The organism is Shimazuella sp. NTD250 (genome assembly GCF_059510375.1).
In genome coordinates, this window is record NZ_JCAJZS010000001.1 from 256,457 (window position 1) to 274,576 (window position 18,120).

At 38.2% G+C, this 18,120-nt stretch carries 17 protein-coding genes and 3 pseudogenes; 10 read left to right on the plus strand and 10 right to left on the minus strand.

Annotated features, from left to right (window positions below; genetic code table 11):
• Window positions 1–8 precede the first annotated feature (8 nt).
• A complete protein-coding gene (locus AC5WOF_RS01355; protein WP_496048159.1) occupies window positions 9–737 on the plus strand; it encodes an amino acid ABC transporter ATP-binding protein in 729 nt (242 codons plus the stop codon).
• 17 nt (window positions 738–754) lie between these two features.
• The gene (gene argH / locus AC5WOF_RS01360; RefSeq protein ID WP_496048160.1) at window positions 755–2,200 is read left to right on the plus strand and encodes an argininosuccinate lyase; all 1,446 of its coding nucleotides are present in this window, start codon (window positions 755–757) and stop codon (window positions 2,198–2,200) included.
• A 29-nt stretch (window positions 2,201–2,229) separates the two neighbouring features.
• On the opposite strand, the pseudogene AC5WOF_RS01365 reads toward argH, so the two are convergent.
• Window positions 2,230–2,613 (minus strand): annotated as a pseudogene (locus AC5WOF_RS01365) (sigma-70 family RNA polymerase sigma factor); the annotation flags it as partial.
• A 326-nt stretch (window positions 2,614–2,939) separates the two neighbouring features.
• Here AC5WOF_RS01365 and AC5WOF_RS01370 point away from each other — a divergent pair.
• The gene (locus AC5WOF_RS01370) at window positions 2,940–4,109 is read left to right on the plus strand and encodes a glycosyl hydrolase family 18 protein (RefSeq protein ID WP_496048161.1); all 1,170 of its coding nucleotides are present in this window, start codon (window positions 2,940–2,942) and stop codon (window positions 4,107–4,109) included.
• 55 nt (window positions 4,110–4,164) lie between these two features.
• On the opposite strand, the gene AC5WOF_RS01375 is transcribed toward AC5WOF_RS01370, so the two are convergent.
• The 3 genes from AC5WOF_RS01375 to AC5WOF_RS01385 form a co-directional block, all read right to left on the minus strand.
• Window positions 4,165–5,688 carry a recombinase family protein gene (locus AC5WOF_RS01375; RefSeq protein WP_496048162.1) on the minus strand — a complete coding sequence of 508 codons (1,524 nt, stop codon included), beginning with the start codon at window positions 5,686–5,688 and terminating at the stop codon, window positions 4,165–4,167.
• Window positions 5,689–7,271: 1,583 nt separating this feature from the next.
• The gene (locus tag AC5WOF_RS01380) at window positions 7,272–7,472 is read right to left on the minus strand and encodes a hypothetical protein (protein WP_496048163.1); all 201 of its coding nucleotides are present in this window, start codon (window positions 7,470–7,472) and stop codon (window positions 7,272–7,274) included.
• Window positions 7,473–7,649: 177 nt separating this feature from the next.
• A complete protein-coding gene (locus AC5WOF_RS01385) occupies window positions 7,650–7,916 on the minus strand; it encodes a phage holin (protein WP_496048164.1) in 267 nt (88 codons plus the stop codon).
• Between the two features lie 854 nt (window positions 7,917–8,770).
• Here AC5WOF_RS01385 and AC5WOF_RS01390 point away from each other — a divergent pair.
• Window positions 8,771–9,082, plus strand: coding sequence for a hypothetical protein (locus AC5WOF_RS01390; protein WP_496048165.1), 312 nt, complete (start codon window positions 8,771–8,773; stop codon window positions 9,080–9,082).
• 60 nt (window positions 9,083–9,142) lie between these two features.
• Here AC5WOF_RS01390 and AC5WOF_RS01395 read toward each other — a convergent pair.
• Window positions 9,143–9,244: pseudogene (locus AC5WOF_RS01395) on the minus strand (IS3 family transposase); the annotation flags it as partial.
• A gap of 520 nt (window positions 9,245–9,764) precedes the next feature.
• Here AC5WOF_RS01395 and AC5WOF_RS01400 point away from each other — a divergent pair.
• The 3 genes from AC5WOF_RS01400 to AC5WOF_RS01410 all read left to right on the plus strand — a co-directional run bounded on the left by AC5WOF_RS01400 (window position 9,765) and on the right by AC5WOF_RS01410 (window position 11,979).
• Window positions 9,765–10,295, plus strand: a complete 531-nt coding sequence (locus AC5WOF_RS01400) for a hypothetical protein (RefSeq protein ID WP_496048166.1) — start codon at window positions 9,765–9,767, stop codon at window positions 10,293–10,295.
• A 17-nt stretch (window positions 10,296–10,312) separates the two neighbouring features.
• Window positions 10,313–10,516 (plus strand): RICIN domain-containing protein, encoded by a 204-nt coding sequence (locus AC5WOF_RS01405; RefSeq protein WP_496048810.1) that lies wholly within the window; start codon window positions 10,313–10,315, stop codon window positions 10,514–10,516.
• 287 nt (window positions 10,517–10,803) lie between these two features.
• Window positions 10,804–11,979, plus strand: a complete 1,176-nt coding sequence (locus tag AC5WOF_RS01410) for a hypothetical protein (protein ID WP_496048167.1) — start codon at window positions 10,804–10,806, stop codon at window positions 11,977–11,979.
• Window positions 11,980–12,687: 708 nt separating this feature from the next.
• Here AC5WOF_RS01410 and AC5WOF_RS01415 read toward each other — a convergent pair.
• Window positions 12,688–12,879, minus strand: a complete 192-nt coding sequence (locus AC5WOF_RS01415; RefSeq protein WP_496048168.1) for a hypothetical protein — start codon at window positions 12,877–12,879, stop codon at window positions 12,688–12,690.
• Between the two features lie 134 nt (window positions 12,880–13,013).
• On the opposite strand from AC5WOF_RS01415, the gene AC5WOF_RS01420 reads away from it, so the two are divergent.
• A complete protein-coding gene (locus tag AC5WOF_RS01420) occupies window positions 13,014–13,526 on the plus strand; it encodes an acyl-CoA thioesterase (RefSeq protein ID WP_496048169.1) in 513 nt (170 codons plus the stop codon).
• 122 nt (window positions 13,527–13,648) lie between these two features.
• Here the strand turns inward: AC5WOF_RS01420 and AC5WOF_RS01425 are convergent.
• The 3 genes and pseudogenes from AC5WOF_RS01425 to AC5WOF_RS01435 all read right to left on the minus strand — a co-directional run.
• Window positions 13,649–13,828: pseudogene (locus tag AC5WOF_RS01425) on the minus strand (sigma factor); the annotation flags it as partial.
• Window positions 13,815–15,434 carry a recombinase family protein gene (locus AC5WOF_RS01430; protein ID WP_496048170.1) on the minus strand — a complete coding sequence of 540 codons (1,620 nt, stop codon included), beginning with the start codon at window positions 15,432–15,434 and terminating at the stop codon, window positions 13,815–13,817. The pseudogene AC5WOF_RS01425 and the gene AC5WOF_RS01430, both read right to left, overlap by 14 nt.
• A gap of 33 nt (window positions 15,435–15,467) precedes the next feature.
• On the minus strand, window positions 15,468–15,635 hold the full coding sequence (locus AC5WOF_RS01435; protein ID WP_496048171.1) for a hypothetical protein: 168 nt from the start codon (window positions 15,633–15,635) through the stop codon (window positions 15,468–15,470).
• A gap of 736 nt (window positions 15,636–16,371) precedes the next feature.
• On the opposite strand from AC5WOF_RS01435, the gene AC5WOF_RS01440 reads away from it, so the two are divergent.
• Window positions 16,372–16,590: a hypothetical protein gene (locus AC5WOF_RS01440; RefSeq protein WP_496048172.1), complete on the plus strand. Its 219-nt coding sequence runs from the start codon at window positions 16,372–16,374 to the stop codon at window positions 16,588–16,590.
• Between the two features lie 69 nt (window positions 16,591–16,659).
• On the plus strand, window positions 16,660–17,097 hold the full coding sequence (locus tag AC5WOF_RS01445) for a beta/gamma crystallin family protein (protein WP_496048173.1): 438 nt from the start codon (window positions 16,660–16,662) through the stop codon (window positions 17,095–17,097).
• Between the two features lie 198 nt (window positions 17,098–17,295).
• Here the strand turns inward: AC5WOF_RS01445 and AC5WOF_RS01450 are convergent, their stop codons facing one another.
• Window positions 17,296–18,018: a methyltransferase domain-containing protein gene (locus AC5WOF_RS01450; protein WP_496048174.1), complete on the minus strand. Its 723-nt coding sequence runs from the start codon at window positions 18,016–18,018 to the stop codon at window positions 17,296–17,298.
• Window positions 18,019–18,120: the final 102 nt, after the last annotated feature.

Consider the following 18,120-nt stretch of genomic DNA (forward strand, 5'->3'; position numbering starts at 1 on the left):
GACATGCAATGATCAACATACAAAAAGTCAATAAATACTATGGCAAGCATCAAGTACTCCAAAATATAGACTTAGAAATACCTAAGTCACAAATTTTTGCTCTAATCGGACCAAGTGGCGCTGGAAAAAGTACATTGATCCGAACGATAAATGCATTGGAAGAAATTCAGGAAGGACAAATTCAAGTCGATGGTATTTCTGTACATGATAAAAAAACAGATATCAACACATTACGATCTGAAATAGGGTTTGTTTTTCAAAATTTTAATTTATATCCGCATCTCACTGCACTTCAAAATGTATCCTACTCTCCCATCTATGTAAAAAAGATCTCTAAAAAAGAAGCAGAAACTCGAGCTAAAGAATTGTTGTCTTCATTAGGACTTGGAAACAAAGTAGATTCCTTTCCTGGACAGTTATCAGGAGGACAGCAACAGCGGGTAGCCATTGCTAGGGCATTAGCCATGGATCCAAAAATTATGTTATTTGATGAACCTACTTCTGCACTTGATCCAGAAATGATTAAAGAAGTATTAGATGCAATTCGAAAATTAGCGACAACAGGAATGACAATGGTAGTCGTTACTCATGAGATGGGATTTGCCCGTGAGATCTGTAATCAAATCGTGTTTATGGCTGATGGAAAAATCGTAGAAGTAGCTCCACCTGAGCAATTCTTCACCCAACCGCAAAGTGATCGCGGCAAAGACTTTTTAAATAAAGTCCTTAATCATTAATAGGAGGATCAAGGTAAATGAAACTCTGGGGAGGACGCTTTACCAAACAAACCGATGCATTAGTAGAAGAGTATACTGCTTCTATCCCTTTTGATTATCAGTTATGGAAAGAAGATATTGTAGGCAGTTTAGCCCATATCCAAATGTTAGGGAAATGCAAAATCATTGATTCCAAAGAAGTTGAGCAAATCAAAGAAGGATTACACCACGTCTTCCGAGGCATCCAAGAGGAAAAATACAATTTCACCATTGAAAACGAAGATATTCATATGAATATCGAGAAAATGTTAAGAGAAGAAATCGGTCCCCTAGCTGGAAAATTACACACTGGGCGCAGTAGAAATGACCAAGTAGCATTAGATTTACATTTATATTTACGAAGAAAAACACTTGAGCTCGCAGAACAGACACTTCTGCTTCAAACTGCACTTCTAAACCAAGCACAAAAGCATCTGGATACCGTTATGCCAGGTTATACTCATATGCAACGAGCGCAGCCTGTTCTCCTAAGTCATCATTTGCTAGCGTATGTAAGTATGCTGCAAAGAGATTTTGAACGAATCCAAGATAATTGGAAGCGAATCAATGTACTCCCACTTGGAGCAGGCGCACTAGCAGGTACCACCTTTCCAATTGATCGAGAATACGTTGCCGAGATACTTCATTTTGATGACGTTTACCGTAACAGTATGGATGCAGTGAGTGATAGAGACTTCCTTGCAGAATTTTTATTTCAGGCTTCCTTACAATCCATGCATCTTTCTCGTCTTTGTGAAGAGCTCGTTATTTGGAGTAGTCAAGAATTCTCCTTTATTGAACTGGATGATGCTTATTGTACAGGTTCCAGCATTATGCCACAAAAAAAGAATCCAGATGTAGCTGAATTAATTCGTGGTAAAACGGGACGAGTCTATGGACATCTCATGGGTATGCTGACAATTTTAAAAGGGTTACCGCTCACGTATAACAAAGATATGCAGGATGATAAAGAAGGTATGTTTGATACACTCTCCACTTTAAAGGGAGCACTTACAATACTTGCACCGATGATAGAGACCATGCATGTTCATCGAGAGAGAATGAAAAAAGCAGTTACACATGATTTTGCCAATGCAACTGATTTAGCTGATTATCTTGTACGAATCAATATTCCCTTTCGTGAAGCTCACGAGATTGTAGGGAAAGCAGTTCTCTATTGCATCACAAAAAACAAATTCTTACAGGATTTATCTTTAGAGGAGTTCAAACAATTTTCCCCGTTGATCGAATCAGATGTATATCACGCCCTTGAAGTAGAAACCGTAGTAAACGCACGAAATGTCTTAGGTGGAACTGCCCGGAATCAAGTGGAATCACAATTAGATGCCCATCAGAAATGGATAGAATCCAGCAAAGAATGGGTCCATCAACATAAACAAAAAACTGAATTAAGCAATTGGTTATTAAGACATTCCGGCGTTTGAGGTTATGCGATAAAAACAGCAGTGTCCCATCACTGCTGTTTTTTCCATGGCTTCCGATAAAATTCATGAAATAACTTAATCAACGCCCGCTTTTCAATTCGTGATACATAGGACCGAGATATCCCTAATTCCTTTGCTATCTCCCTTTGCGTTCTTTCTTCTAAACCATCCAATCCAAACCGATTTCGAATCACCTCTTGCTCCCGATCATCCAAAATGTGCAGATGGTTCATGATTCGTTTCTTTTCAATTTTCATTTGAACCAAATCCACAATCTCATCTCTGTCTGTTCCCAAAATGTCCAACAAGGTTATTTCATTTCCTTCTTTATCTGTTCCGATGGGATCATGTAAGGATACATCTTTCCGTGCTTTTTTTAGCGAACGTAAGTGCATTAAAATTTCTAACCTAATGTCTATAGTGGTGCGTAAGATATATTTAAAACGTGTAGATTTCTACACGGTCATTGAACGACACATTTCCCTCGCCAACATTTGGATTTTATCCCTCCTTTTCCTTTTTTTACTCTAATCGATTGTTTCATCTCCTCTTTTGCAATCTTCTGATTACTGGCAAAGCCATCCGCTTCCAATAATTTTTTTCAATTCTTGTTTCAATCTCTTCATTTCCCAGTTCAAATGCAGTTTTAAGCTCCACTCACTAACTTGGTTTTACCAAGTGAATAAAAAAACAAAATAAGAGAAGCACTAAGTTTAACAACCATAAAAAGGGGATAAAAATGCGAAAAATTTCTCTTATCTTCATTTTATTTATCATGCTATTGCAAGGATGCAATACAAATCCACAAAGCAGGAAGGAAAATACTCCAAGTAATCAATCAACCCAATCAAAATTAGAACGAATGACGAGTAGAGGCAGAGTGCTTCCTGGAAAAAGGGGGGATAATACACTTCCAACAAATAGAGTCAGACCACACATTGAGTCCATTGGTTTTTTGGAACCCATAATTCCAACGCAAGCTGTTAATGACGTTAAGGAAACAGCTCGAAATTTGACTTATGTTGCTTTTTTTAGTTACCGTGCTCAAAACAATGGAGATTTAATTTCGATCGATGATGCATCCCCCTTGGCAACTACAAAACAGAAAAATGCAGTTCCAATGTTAGTAATTACTAACTTCGCTAAAGGAAATTTCCAACCAGATATCGCCCATCAGATCTTTACGAATCCAACATCATCTAAACGGTTGATTCATAATGTGATTCGTGTCATGAAGGAAAAAGGATATCGAGCTTTAAACGTAGACTTTGAGCATATCTACGTAAAAGATCGTCAGTTGTATAACGGATTTTTGGCAACTCTATTGCCAGTGGTTAAGAAAGAAGGCTATCTTGTATCCACCGCTTTAGCTCCAAAATCTAGTGACAAACAGGATGGCCCTTGGCATGGAGCACATGATTATGCTTTTCATGGGAAAATAGCAGATTTTGTAATCCTCATGACCTATGAATGGGGTTGGACTGGTGGGCCACCAATGGCAGTCTCTCCGATCCCCCAAGTTCGTAAAGTTATAGATTATGCCATTTCAAAGATCCCCAGAGAAAAGATCATTATGGGGGCACCTCTATATGGTTATGACTGGACACTGCCATATCAAAAAGGTGGTCCGAAAGCAAAACGAGTGTCCCCTCAAGAAGCTGAGACATTCGCTCAAATAAAGTCGCTTAGAACGCAATACAGTAATCGAGATCAGGCTCCATATTATTTCTATACAGATAATCAGGACAAAAAACACGTAATCTGGTACGAAAACACACAAAGTGCCCAAGCTAAATTTAACTTAATTAAGGAGTATGGACTTCGAGGTATCGCTTATTGGGTACTCGGTGAAGATTTCTCTAAGAACTGGTCCCTGCTCCAAGAAAACTTCAAAATACGTAAGTATTAAAACAAAAAGGTTCTGGCAAATGTCAGGACCTATTAATTTATTTTGAAGACTCTTTTTAAAACGTGTAGATTTCTACACGATCATCATGCAGCACTATCTCTCTAACCACTTGGCGGATTAAATGTTGTTTATCCTCAAAGGTTAACTCTTGTTCCCCTTTTTTGCTCAAATAATACTCAGCTGCTTCTCTCAAGACTTCCACAGTATAATGATGCTCCTTATCTTGCTTCACTTTCTGCCTTAAACTCATTAACTTTTGTTCCAACTCATCCTCTTTATCCTTTAATTCTCGAATAGATTGCTTTATTTCCTCTTCTGTCATATCCTCATCATCTGCAAACGCAAAGAGCTTTAATACCTTTTTCCTTGCCTTCCTTGTTTTTTCAATTTCCTTTTCTAATCTCTCCATCTCAACTTGTTCAAATGTTGCAATTTCATCTTCTGGAGTGAGCTCATCAGCAATAGTAGCTGTAATCTCTTCTGGTTGATCCAACCACTCTAATAACTGGTTCCAAACATGAGTATCCAGTTCCTCACACTTCATACGAAAACCACAACCTGGATGTTTTGCACCTGAATAATTTTTTTTATCCGTATACTCAAATTCATATTTACCCCAATTTCTAGCCCTTCTTCCAGTAAGGGTATTACCGCACTTCCCACAGCGTAATAACCCGCTTAATAAATAAGAATACAAACTCTCTTTAGTAAAACGTCTTCTAGAATCTTTTATTAATTTTTGTGCATGATGATAGGTAGCTTCATCAACTATAGGAGGACAGGGAATTTTAATCCATTCATCTTTTGATCGTAGTTTCATGGAAACCTTTTCTTCCTTAGAGCGAAATTGGTTGCCCAGCATTCCTTCTGTATTCCACTTGTTCTGGTAAAACTCGCCCATAAAAACAGGATTTAATATGATTTGTCGTACCACTTGTCGATGCCAAACTTTAGCACCTCTTTTGGTTGGTATGCCTTGAGCTGTGAGAAGTTTTGCAATACCATTAATTCCTTTTACCTGATCATTAGGCTTAGTAAAAAGATCGAAAATTAGTTTTACTACTTTCGCTTCTTCCTCCTTGATTTCTAATTGTTCTGTCTGCTTGTTGTATGTATAACCATATATGATAAAATCCCGTAATACTTTTCCTTGCTTTGCTTTCTCTTTACGACCTCGACTTGTACGCTCCTTTATTTTTGCTTTCTCAAACTCGGATATTGCACCACGAAGGCTATAAAATAAATTCCCTTCTGGTGTCTTAGCATATTCACCGTTTACAAATTCCAACTTGATTTCTTTTTTGTCTAGTTCATCCGTAATAATTAGCTGGTTCATTAGTTTTCTTGATAAGCGGTCTGGATCGAGACAAATAACTTTGTTTATCAACCCTTTACGTGCATCGTCTCTCAATTGGGTGAGAGCAGGACGATCTATAAACTCACCGGAGAAACCATCATCTATATATTCAATTATCTCTGCACTGTTTGCTTTCTTCCGACATTCCTTTATCTGATCCTGGAGACTGAACCCCTTCTTCGCTTGTTCTTCTGTACTCACACGTGCGTAAACTCCAATCAACGTTTAACTTCTCCCTTCTATACTTATCAATAAGAAAGTTATAACAATTCCGGCGAAGTTTGTCCGCTAATTCACCTTGTACAATAACAACAAGCATCTCAATCACCACCTAATATATAGGTATGCAAGAGATGCTTGTACTACAGCGACATATGCTATTTTTTGTCTTCTTCGACAAGTCTTTTGATGGCTTTTTCTAAAACCTCTTGAGTCTGTAGCATAAATAGTTTTGAATAAACGAAAAAACCCAATCTTCTGGTAAGATGTAGTTTGCAGACCAACATCACCAAGAAGACGGATTTCTCTAGATCTTAGCAAAAAACATCTTAGAAGAACATCCCCTCATTCCTTTGGTTCACACAATTAGAAAGGCTTTTGGACGAAGCAAATATAGAACAACGGACTGGACCTGGGAGACGACCTGTTTTTAGTCATTTGCAAATTCTGAAATGCGTTGTGTATCAAGTATCTTATCGAATTATTGGTTTTCGAGAATTGGTATTAATGATAATAGGAAATGCGAGGATGTGGGACTTTCATTATGCCTACAGCAATTACAATTGCAATGTCTTTGGGTAATCATGGTACCAGTTGCTTATGTGTTATCTAAACCTTATGCATTACTAGGCATTTGATCAGCATATCCGATTTGTGATACCTGTATGCTTGTCTAACTATATGTATTTTATCAATTTGTGTGGAAGAAAAAGCAACATCATAGTTTGTTTGCGGAATAAAACAACAAAAACAGGGAGGTAAGCTACCTTCCTGTTTTTTTCTATGGGTATTCCATTATTAGCACCGGGAACTGCTCAGACGGGCTAGGGAATCGCTTATGGACGAAACACTAAAGCCGAATCTAAGTCAGTCCCCCCACGACCACTGGTTTGTGGTCATGAGTGTTCATCTAATTTCCTTGTCGCCGTGGCCTTTGGCGATCCCAGAAATAGAAGAACCCCGGAGGCGCGTGGTACTATCCCCCTGGAGGCTTGCGCTACTCTCAGCTAATACTAGGGAGAGTTTTCTCTACCTGGTTGTGTACTAGATCGAGTTTAGAGGCCTCGCTTCTCGCGCACCCGCTAAGCGGGTCAGGGGCGGAGTTTCAGCTTTCGTAGCATGGGTACCTCTCTCGAGCGCATTAAGATCATGGGAGGTATCCACCCCCGACCCATTCCTACACTAGGGCTCATCCCTCATTCGGTTACGGGTGGGGGCAAACTTCGAGCTTCAACGCTCCTCCGGTTGTCGAGTTTTTTGGAGCGGCCTTCGGTGGGCCTGCCCGAGCCTAACGCGGTTTTTGCAAACCGATGGCTCTGCACGTGGTTTCAGCGTGCACTATATAATTAGTATAATATAATCAAAAGATAATCACAATATCCTTAATGGTAATATTCTAAGTAGGCAATTATTTCAATAATTATGTTAGGATATCTATTTGCGGTGCGCTTATGGTTGAAGAGGTTGTTGCATTAATCGACCTTGAATCAGTTGGGAAAGACGCTTGATGTGTGTGTTTTTAAGCGTCTGTTGCCCAAAAACACAAAGGACGCTTCACTCACTTACATCTGCGCTTTTGGTAGTAATTATGCAACAACCTCCTCTTGCATAGTAGAATCATGATCGACAACATCATATTGCAATTTTTTGTGAGTCTCCTTATCTATTTGACGTTTTAACGGTATAACAATTTCTTGTGGATCATCTTTTATCACAGGAGTAGTTGCAATAACAAATCTCTTGTGCTGGCTCGAGTTCGATTCGAAAAAACTCAGGAAGCGCATCACTTTTTTGCCTTTTATCAGCCACGATTGATAACTTCATCCTCGGAGGGAATCACTTTAACTTCTGCTACAAGTGTACTCCATGTAACTAAATAAACCGGATCGCTCTGCGTTGGAGGCGATTCCGGTTTATTTGATTGTGATAGTTCTGGATTCGGTTTCTGTGGTTGGGTTTTGTGTCTATAGATTTTGATTTTGATTTTGATTTTGGTTTGGGCTATTGTTTTCGTCTGTCGGTGGTCTTTGTGGGGGATCTGAGAGTATTCCCAAGATTGCTAATGCGTTTACTATTGTTGTTAATATGTTGGTCACTGAGTCTATTGTTGGATCTGGTATTGGATAGCCAAATAGGTTTGCGATTTGTTTGATCACGGATAATGATACTCCAATCACAAGGATCCACATTCCCCGATTCCGCCATTTGTTTTTGCTGCTTATTGATACCATTCCCTTCGTTATTTTGGTAATTTGCGCATAGTATTACGCTTCTTGTTATGACTACTATTGAGATTAGGTGGGTCTAGTCCTTCACGATCACCATCGCCACCATCACGGATAATGTCATGTGAGTTATTTTCAATATTTTCAGTATGTTTTGTGGTCACATTTACATGCTTCACAATGATTTTCTTCGTTCTTGCGCTTTTTGTAATTAATGTAAATTTTGATATATTCTTTCTTATAGTAATAGTTTACCAAAAGGCAATCAAAAGTACTACAGGCAAGCCAAAAAGAAACTTCTCATTAAATTGTAGATACCTGTACTAAATCCATAATTGAATATAAAATAACGGACGCTCGGTGTCCGCTAATAATACTACGAACACCGAGCGTCACTGTGCCGAGGGTTAGGTCAGCTCTCCTGATCCTTCTCTTGCTGCTCCCCCGCCGCCCTCCGGGCTGCGTCCGCGATCTCGCCCATGGAGATGGTTCCTCTCGTCACTAATGCATACAGGGAATCTATATGACTGACAACTAAATTATACAGAATCATCGTGATCTTTCAAAGCCTGATAACAGAATATTATATAGGTTAATGCAGAAAGATGTTTTCAATCTGCTATAGATTTGGAAGGAAGTTAGCAGCTCAAAATGAGTATGATCAGTATAAACACATATTAAACGAACATTTAAATCGTTGTAGTGATGATGGAACGGAGTCATTCTGATGGGAGAGCCACATGAGGGTTAACGACTGCGTTCTAAGTAACTAGATCGCCTTCTTTATTTCCATGAATAGTAAGAAGAAAAATGCACATCCTATATTTCGTAACTAATACTATTCTCTAGGAGAGATGTACATGTATCATCAGCAACAAATCAACCAGATAACCAGCCAGTTATCTCACATCCAATCTATGGCTCGACAATTACAACAAGCGGAGGCTCGTCGCCAACAAACCGAACAACAACATATCGCCGATGCCGCACATTGCAGACAACTTGCTCAACAAGTAGATCAAGCTGTTTCTCAATGTATTCAAGTTAGTAATCAAATTGCTCAAGCTCCTATACAACAATTCCAACAACCTGCTGGTGCATCTTATGCAATGACTCAACCACAAGCTCATTGGCAAACACAAGCTCCAAATCCTTCTGTACCTTTGGTATAAACACACAAAGTGACCGTTTGCACATAGCCCTGTCAAGTTAGACAATGAAAATAGAGTAAGTTAAACTGCGGCTTTTTCTCGATATTCAATCGGGGAAAGGCCGTTAAACTTTTCTTGAAAACGACTGTAATTGTAAAAATGAATATATGCTAGGATCGCTTTCGGATAAAATATAGTTTTTCTGTCTTCAATGGGGGTAGAACCACATGACCATCCAGTTAAGAAACATGAATATCCCTAAAACGAAAAAAGTCTTTCCTTTGAGAGTATCCTCAGAAAAAGTCCTTATTTAGTTAGTGATTTGCCAATCCAATCGCTTAGCTTGATGGCTATGGGGTAGTGCCTCCAATATTCCGTAAATTATGTATTATTCAAACTAATACCAAAATCAATAAATTATATTTCAGTATCAGAGGTCAATCTATTGATATATAAGGTGTTGCGCTACTTTATAGACCGGATGCGAAGTATCGTGAGTGATCAACTGTCTATGTGATCCACAATATCATGGTAACACCATATTAGGAACTAAAAGTGCAAAAATAGAGGGAATATTTATAATATAATTAAATAACTGAATAGTATGTTATAATTTTAATATAGTTTCATTTTATAAAACAAACCTATATTTACATTTGATGGTTGTATAGAAAAAATCATTCAACGAAAGTAGGGTTAAATTTTGTCCAAGAAATTTCCTACATCTAACAATGCTTTTATCGTTAACGCTAAGCCTTTCACAACTACAGAATCTGATAAAATCTTACCTTTAAGTCATAATATCGTTATAAATGGATCAGACATTTCTCATTCACCTGATTCAAAAGACATCCTACTAGCTCCTACCTACACTTATTCAGTAGAATATAACGTCCTTTTAGAACGAGGGAAAAATTTTGCTGCTGAAACTGTACTTGTACTGAATGGAAAAAATATCCTTGGTTCAGGAGTTTGGGTACCAGATACTTCTGATGGCACGTATGTTAGTCTTTCAGGAGGAGCCATTTTCAATGTCGAAGGAAATACACATGCCATCTTACAACTAAAGATTGATGATGAAGACTCCAATCTACGTAACAATGCTAACTTGACTTTTCCAAATGTTAGTATTCGGATTGTTCAATTAGGTAAAACGGATGGAATGGAAGATGATGGAGTTAATATAACTAAAAGTCAAAAAGTACAAGGTCCAGATGCTACAATCTTCAAGTAGTCCATAGTGGTAAGAATCTGGATGTACATGGTGACTCAAAAGTTGATTGGACTCCTCTTATTCAATGGAATCCTACAATTAATGATACTCAAAAGTGGAATGTAATTAAGAATTCTGAGGAACCTACAAATTCATATCTAAATACTGTCGTAAGGTACTTGGTGACAAAGACAATAGCGATCAAAAAAATATGTTTCAGTATCAGAGGTCAAATCTATTGATATATAAGGTATTTCGCTGCTTTGCGGTTAATGGTAGTGACAGGGTTGCTACCCCTAATAGAGATATAGATAATTGTACCCTTAAGGGTACACTGGGAGCTGATAAATATGGAGATTATTAAAATTTATGATGTGTTTTACCAATGTGTAAAATGCCAAAAAGGTGACAATTTTGTCCAATTTCCAGACCCCAATGGCTAGACAAAGAATCTTCAATCTACTCTTTTGGTGAAAAGCTACTATGGGATCTCGGTTGCGAATGTTATCCAGATACAACCGAGTGGATCGTGGCGGCAGAAAAACACAATAAGCTAAAAGAATGGGACGAAATCGTAGAATGGTACAACAAGCAGACCTTTGCAAACAAAAGGGATAATTATTATTTTAAGATGGATAATAACGATCAAGTGAATCCTGTTTATCCGCAGGATCGGTATGAGTATGAGGTAGTGCAGAAAACTCTTTTTCTGACGACAGAAGATGATCTTCCTCAACGAGACTGGTACACAATGGAGGAATTTGCACCTTTAGTGGGCAAAACGGTCGAAGCTGTAGAACAAAAGTGGCAAAATCATGGGTTTCTGGAGCCTGCAAAAGAAGGGTTAGTGCAACGATCAGGTAATGCGATTTTGTTCCACAGAGACGCGATCAATAAAGTTTATGACGACGATAACATGGAGATCAATAAAATTTATGATGTGTTTATCCAATGTGTAAAATGCCAAGAAAGTAGGCATGAGATCAATAGTGTTGAGGGAGAAGACAAAGTCAAAATACCAATCTTATTTGGTGAAAAGGAAATAGAGCTAGAATGGTATTTCACTTGCCGATGTAATCAAGATACAACCAAGTGGATCGTAGTGGCGGAAAAACATAACAAGCTAAGACACAACAAGCTGAATGGATTGAACGAAGTCGTAGAATGGTGTAAGAAGTACAACGAGTTGGAAGATTATAGTTCAAGCGGGATTTTTTCGTATTTTATTACTGATATTGACGGTCAATTGATTTCTTGTAGAGATGAACCGCTTGAGATAGTGCAGCAAACTCTTTTTGTGACGACAAAAGATGATCTGCCTCCACGAGACTGGTACACAATGGAGGAATTTGCACCTTTAGTGGGCGAAACGGTCGAAGCTGTAGAACAAAAGTGGCAAAATCACGGGTTTCTGTATCCTGAAATAGAAGGGTTAGTGCAACGATCAGGTAATGCGATTTTGTTCCACAGAGACGCGATCAATAAAGTTTATAACAACGCTCTCAATACAGTTTTGGATGACAATACAGTTGATGGCAATTCTCCCAATTCCGTTTTGGGTGACAATACAGTTGATGACGATGCTCCCAATTCCGTTTTGGGTGACAATACAGTTGATGACGATGCTCCCAATTCCGTTTTGGGTGACAATACAGTTGATGACGACGATAACAATGATGACATGGGTTACGGTTTGTTTGACTAATTTTTCTTTGTCGTCGCTGTCTGTCTTTGTCTCATTGCTCCCAATTCAGTTTTTGACGACGCTCCCAAGAATAGAAATCAAAAACATCACAAAAGAAAGTAATTACGTTATCGAATTTTCCCACTATTATAAGCATGACGAATATACCGGTGATCGTAACAAAGGGGAATTTCTCTATGATGAAATGAGGGGTGTCTAGGGATTGATCTATGTTTCAGTATCAGAGGTCAAATCCATTGATATATAAGGGTGTTGCGCTACTTTGCGGTTAATAATAGCACCCTGTCACTACGCCTAGTGTAAGAAATCATATGAAAATAAAAAAATCGGTTTTCCCATATCCTGCAAGTTAAAACAAAATAGTCCTCCAAAACAGAAAAAAACGCCATTCTTTCTTTTTTCAATCCTTAAAGAGAGAATAGCATTTTTTCCACTAGTGTGCCTATATTGTTTTAGCTTGAATGGTCATGTACAGTGATCCCAGATTCAAAAAAACCAAGACCAATTAATTGTTCTTGGTTTTAGTTACATTCCACTCTAGAGTAATCTCAAGAGTGGTGCCTCACCGGTCTCTTTTCGAAGTATCTATCCTCAGTTTCCTGAGGCAGGAGTGACCTTTATCCAAGGTGTCCGGTGGGGATCAGGGAGCATTCTTTGGACGCTCCTAAAATTATACTATTCTATTTTTAGGGAAAATTCAAGTTTGTTTCAGCAAAGGGTATTCGTTTTCTTAGCTTGATGGGCATGTGGTTCTACCCCAAATAAGAAAAAACATTTGATACAAGCATTGTCATAGAAATTCCCCCGTCTGGAACGACTTCCTTGAAGTTTAAGGTTTTCCAGCTTTTTCTCATACTCACTCGTCATATATTGAAATCCTTGATGGAAAAGTGCATCCAACCTTCTTCCACCTTTAAACAAACTACTTCTTGTTTGGTTTCTTCTGCTATAATATTTGAAAAAAGCAAGACATCAATACCAAAGCAGCCACTTATAGAATTAATAATGAATATATTATTGAAAGGAAAATGGAAATGGAAAAACGATTTTCAAGAGAATCTCGAAGCTACAAAACATCAAGGATTTTTCCCACTGATGTCAATAATCACAATACCTTATTTGGCGGAAAATTAATGGCATATATTGATGATATTGCATCCATAGCCGCAACTAGACACTGTCGTCAAACAGTAGTCACTGCTTCCACTGATTCTGTGGACTTTTTACATCCAATTAGACCATCTGATTCGGTTAGTTTAGAAGCTTATGTTACCTGGACTGGAAATACTTCTATGGAAGTGTTCGTGAAAGTTATTAAAGAAGATTTATATAATGGAGAGAGAAAAATAGCAGCTACGTCATTTCTAACTTTTGTTGCTTTTAGCAAAGATAACAGACCTATCTCTGTTCCTGCCGTGATTCCAGAAACAGAAGAAGAAGTTAAGTTACATGAAACAGCACCTGCTAGAGCAGAAATCCGTAAATTAAGAAGAGAAGAGAGCAAAGTATTGGCTAGTTTTCTAACACTAAAAAACCCTTGGGAATAATAAAAAGACTTCTGTTACTATAAAGATCAGTGTTTATCTTTGAATATAAAAATTATGATACACAGCAGGATTCTCGGTTTCGTGTGAGTGCCTCCAACACTCACACGAAACCATCCATTTATTCTTGCCCTCCTACGCCACACTATAGACATTAGAATATCATTCTCAATGCACCTAGCAGCATAGGTTGCCAACTTGGTTCCTTTGTTGGGTTGAAATGATTCAATTGCTTTAATTAAACCAATCGTCCCAATCGATATAAGATCTTCTGCGTCTTCTCCTGTATTCTCAAACTTTTTCATGTTGTGAACGTGAAACGATGTCAATTCGACCGAGTAATGTGTCCAGGTGCCCGACACAGGTCACTTCACAATTCGTCTGATCGTTGCTAAAGGTGAGGATAATCTCATCGATTAAAGATTGAATGATATACCTTTTCTTTTCAAAAGGAATATCTGTCTCCTTTTCCACTAATCTGCCTAAGAAATCAATCACCATTTTTATGCGTTCTTTTTCTTCCTCATTTTGTTGCTGTGCTTCTAGATTATGCTGGAGCTTTTGAAGCTCTGTCTTCAAGCTATTGATATCTTTGTTTATTTTACTCAAATCACGAAACATTTCGTCTTCGGAGATCACTTCACGAGTAAACATGATCTTTACTTTATTCCGCTCTTTTTCCTTTTCGGTAATCCGTTTTTTCATTGCCCCTATTGTATCAAATAATCGCTGATCGTGCTGAGTTGACGCTTCTTTTAACTGATTTACAATCTCATCTTTATCAACAATGGAACGAATAATGAGGTTCCATATATATTCTTCTATCACTTCTGCACGAAGCGTTTTTGTTGGGCATTTTTCCACACCTTCGCCAAATTTCCGAGGATTTTTATTGGGACAGCGGTAACAGCGATACCGCTCTTTTTTCCCTGATTGTTCATTTATTCTACCAGAGTAAGTCGTACCACTCCACATTCGTCCGCAATGACCGCAGCGGATCATACCTTTGAGCAGATACGAAAAGCGATTATTTCCTTTATTGGTCGTATTCTTTTCCTTCTGTCGTTGTGCTGATTCAAACAGTTTTTTATCGATAATGGCTGGAACTTCGGTGGTGATCCACTGAGAAGCATCCCGGTATTCATATGTTTTTTTGGGATTTCCATTGCTTGTTTTTTCGCCTTTTAGTTTCTTCACTTTACGGCGATTATAGTGATAGATTCCTATATACACATCACTCGATAAAATGCGATAAATCGATGATCGATTCCAGTTTTTACTTTCTTTTCTCTTTGGTAATACACCCAATTGACCTAATTTGCGGCCAATCTCTCGATACGAAAGATGCTGATACACATACCACTCATATATTTGCTGTACAACCTTTGATTCTGTATCATTGACCACCAGCTGCGCATTAACCAAATCGTAACCAAAAGGAGCAGAACGCATCGGCATAATCTTCTTTTTCTTTTCGACAGCCTTTAATCTCCCTCTACTGGTTCGCTTTCGTATCATGGATAACTCATACTGAGCAATAGCAGACTGCATATTGAAAAATAACTGTCCTTCCGGTGTATTTTGATACTCTGCATCACAAAAAATAAGTTCTACTTCGTGACGCTCCATCTCTCCACATACGATCAATTTATCCACTAAATTACGACTTAAGCGGTCAGGATGAACGCAAATCACTTTATTTATCTTCCCTTGCGCCATATCTTGCCGAAGCCGATCCATCTCTGGACGCTCGATGTCCTCTCCTGATGCACCAGATTCTCTGTAAACTTCTAACTGATATATCCCTAATGCATGTGCCTTTTCCGTACACAACTCCACCTGTGTATCCAAACTCGTCCCTTCTACTGCTTGCAATCCTGTAGATACACGAGCGTAGATGGCTGTTTTCACTCCCCTTCCCTCCTCTCCATTTAAAGTATCTTTTCACCCAAGCAGATGAACTGGTTTTTCCTGCTGTTCTGTTAGTGCCATTTCCATCAAAACTTGAATCACCCGTTTCTTTGCTTCTAAGGATTCTTCTAACTCTGTTGAATGACTCTCAGGTTGGTTTTGAACCCATACAAATTGGACGGGATCTGTTTTTCGTTTCATCCAAACACCGCCTTTACTTGATATATACCAATTTATGAAATAGAGACTTTGTCCCATGCAATAGAAAATGACCTATCCACCACTGAATAAGTCACTTTAATTTATACTCAAGTTCATTTATTGAATTTTACGGTGGTGGCCACTCAAAGCAATATAGCAGAAAAAATGATCTTTTTCATAGATTTCAACTGCATAAATTAGATGTTTTTGTAGCGCAAGACAATGTTAATATTTAGATCCAACTATGTGTTTGAACAAAATAGGCACTTTGGGAAAGGAATTGTTCTTTGTTTACGAATCTTGAGAGCTAAACAACAACTCTGTCACTGAATCTAAGAACAAATGCAAATGGGAGTACATAACGATCTACCTAGCCACTACGCTGAGTCGATAAGATGTCTGGCTATGACCTTTCGATCATAACAAAGACATTATACCGCTCATTCGTAGTGGTTCGGTCAATCATGCAAGATACCTGTTGAAAGTATCTTACATGATCTTCGCTCACCTCCATATACACCTTATGAAGATATATATGGTTGGGCTTAATCGTTATGTACTCTTGACTATATGATGTCCTAAATAGGAGCTATCATGCATACTTTGGAATATAGGATTATTTTCCAGTGTTGCCCCTCCATGTACGCTTCGTTCACGTACAGGTGATATAGTATATTGTGTCAAAGAAATGCCTAACGTACAATTTATTTTTCGATACGACTAGCGATGTGATCAAATGGAACTTCTGCAATTGAATGATATCTGGTACGGCAAAGATCAAACACCATATGCAGGTGTTACCACTCAGATCGATGCCATCACATCTCGCAATGTACAAGTGATGTTTGATCAAACTGTGAGTGTTGATGGCATACATACAAATGGCACCGTAATAACGCATAAACAGTTTCGGCTTAACTTTGATCCTAATCAGAAATTGTATTTGTTCGGTTGATAATTTAAAATTTTTCGCATATAATATAAAAGTGTGAATTTCCATAATATTTAAATAGGAGTTGTTTTGATGAAAAAAAGTATTGCTGTGTTGTCTTCTTTGGCTCTCGCTTGTGCATTAGCTGTACCAGCTACGTCATTGGCCGCACCTAACAATCATGACCATGATCGTGATCATCACCATCACGGGAATCATCACAACCACCACAAATCATGTGTAACACTGTATGAACATGTAAACTTCAAGGGTCGTTCCATCCAATTCTGTTCCAATGATAGTACCCTCGTAGACAATAAAGATAACAAATTGCAATTTGGCAAAAAGAATTGGAATGATGTTGCTTCATCTGCTAAAGTGTCTGGTGGCAATGGAGTTGTATTATATGAACACATCAACTACGGAGGACAGAAATTGAAACTGAAACCAGGGAAATACTCTGATTTTACCAAGATAAAGCTTGGTAACGGAACATGGAACGATGTTGTTTCCTCGCTTCGTATAAAATAAATAGAAATATCAAACCACATGACCTCTATGCTCTTAGAGATCGTGTGGTTTTCTAATGACAGGATTCGTGTTCTAATCCACAGGATTATTTCCATCTGTTGGTCAAATTACGGTTCGTCGTTCAGATGCTGGTTCTGAGCCTTGGCGTAGGATTTTTACAAAATGTTGGCGAGACCCCTTGTAAGGAAACTCGTCAATTTATTTCTTGGCGCTAATAATCTTTGTAGGTACCCACGGGCCAGACCACCATCCTTGCCACCCGGCATCTTTCATTTGAACATTTTTCATCCCCATCGAATTTAAAACTTCCACATATTCTTTTGATTTTCTTAAATCAGCTATGATAAGGGTTCCGCCTTTTTTTAATACACGATAGGCTTCTGTTAAAGCTTTTTTTCTTCCTGCTTGATCTTTAATATTGTGAACGGCAACATTGCTCGTCACATAATCAAAACGCTCATCTTCAAAAGGCAAATCCATCATATTGGCGGTCTTCAACTCAATCTTATCTTCGACACCCTCCAATACTGAATTATGTTTTGTAACGTTTATATTATTACCAGACTGATCTATGCTTCTCCATAAATCAACACCCACTACTTTCCCTTTACTCCCAAGCCGTTTAGCAGCTATCAACAAAACAGCTCCTCTGCCACACCCTAAATCCAATATTTCTGAATCTGGATGAATGGATAGATGATCAAAGATCTTTTCCCAAATATTAAACTTTCCCCGAAAAGTCGAATGTAAATAAATAGACCCACATATTAAATAGAAAACTCCCACTATGAAGAGCCAATAAACCCATGAATATCTTTGACTAATGAAAACTAAACCAAATGAAACGAACACCAAACCTAAAGCAAAAAACATCAACGGGACATAGGGAGCATCTATCCCGTATTTTCCTTTTTTCTTCATCTCATCATTCCCTTAACTGAGTCATTTTTCTAATTTACTATACTTTTCTTGAACATGAACTATAAACCTTGCCATTACTAATGTTTACATTTTTCTATCTAT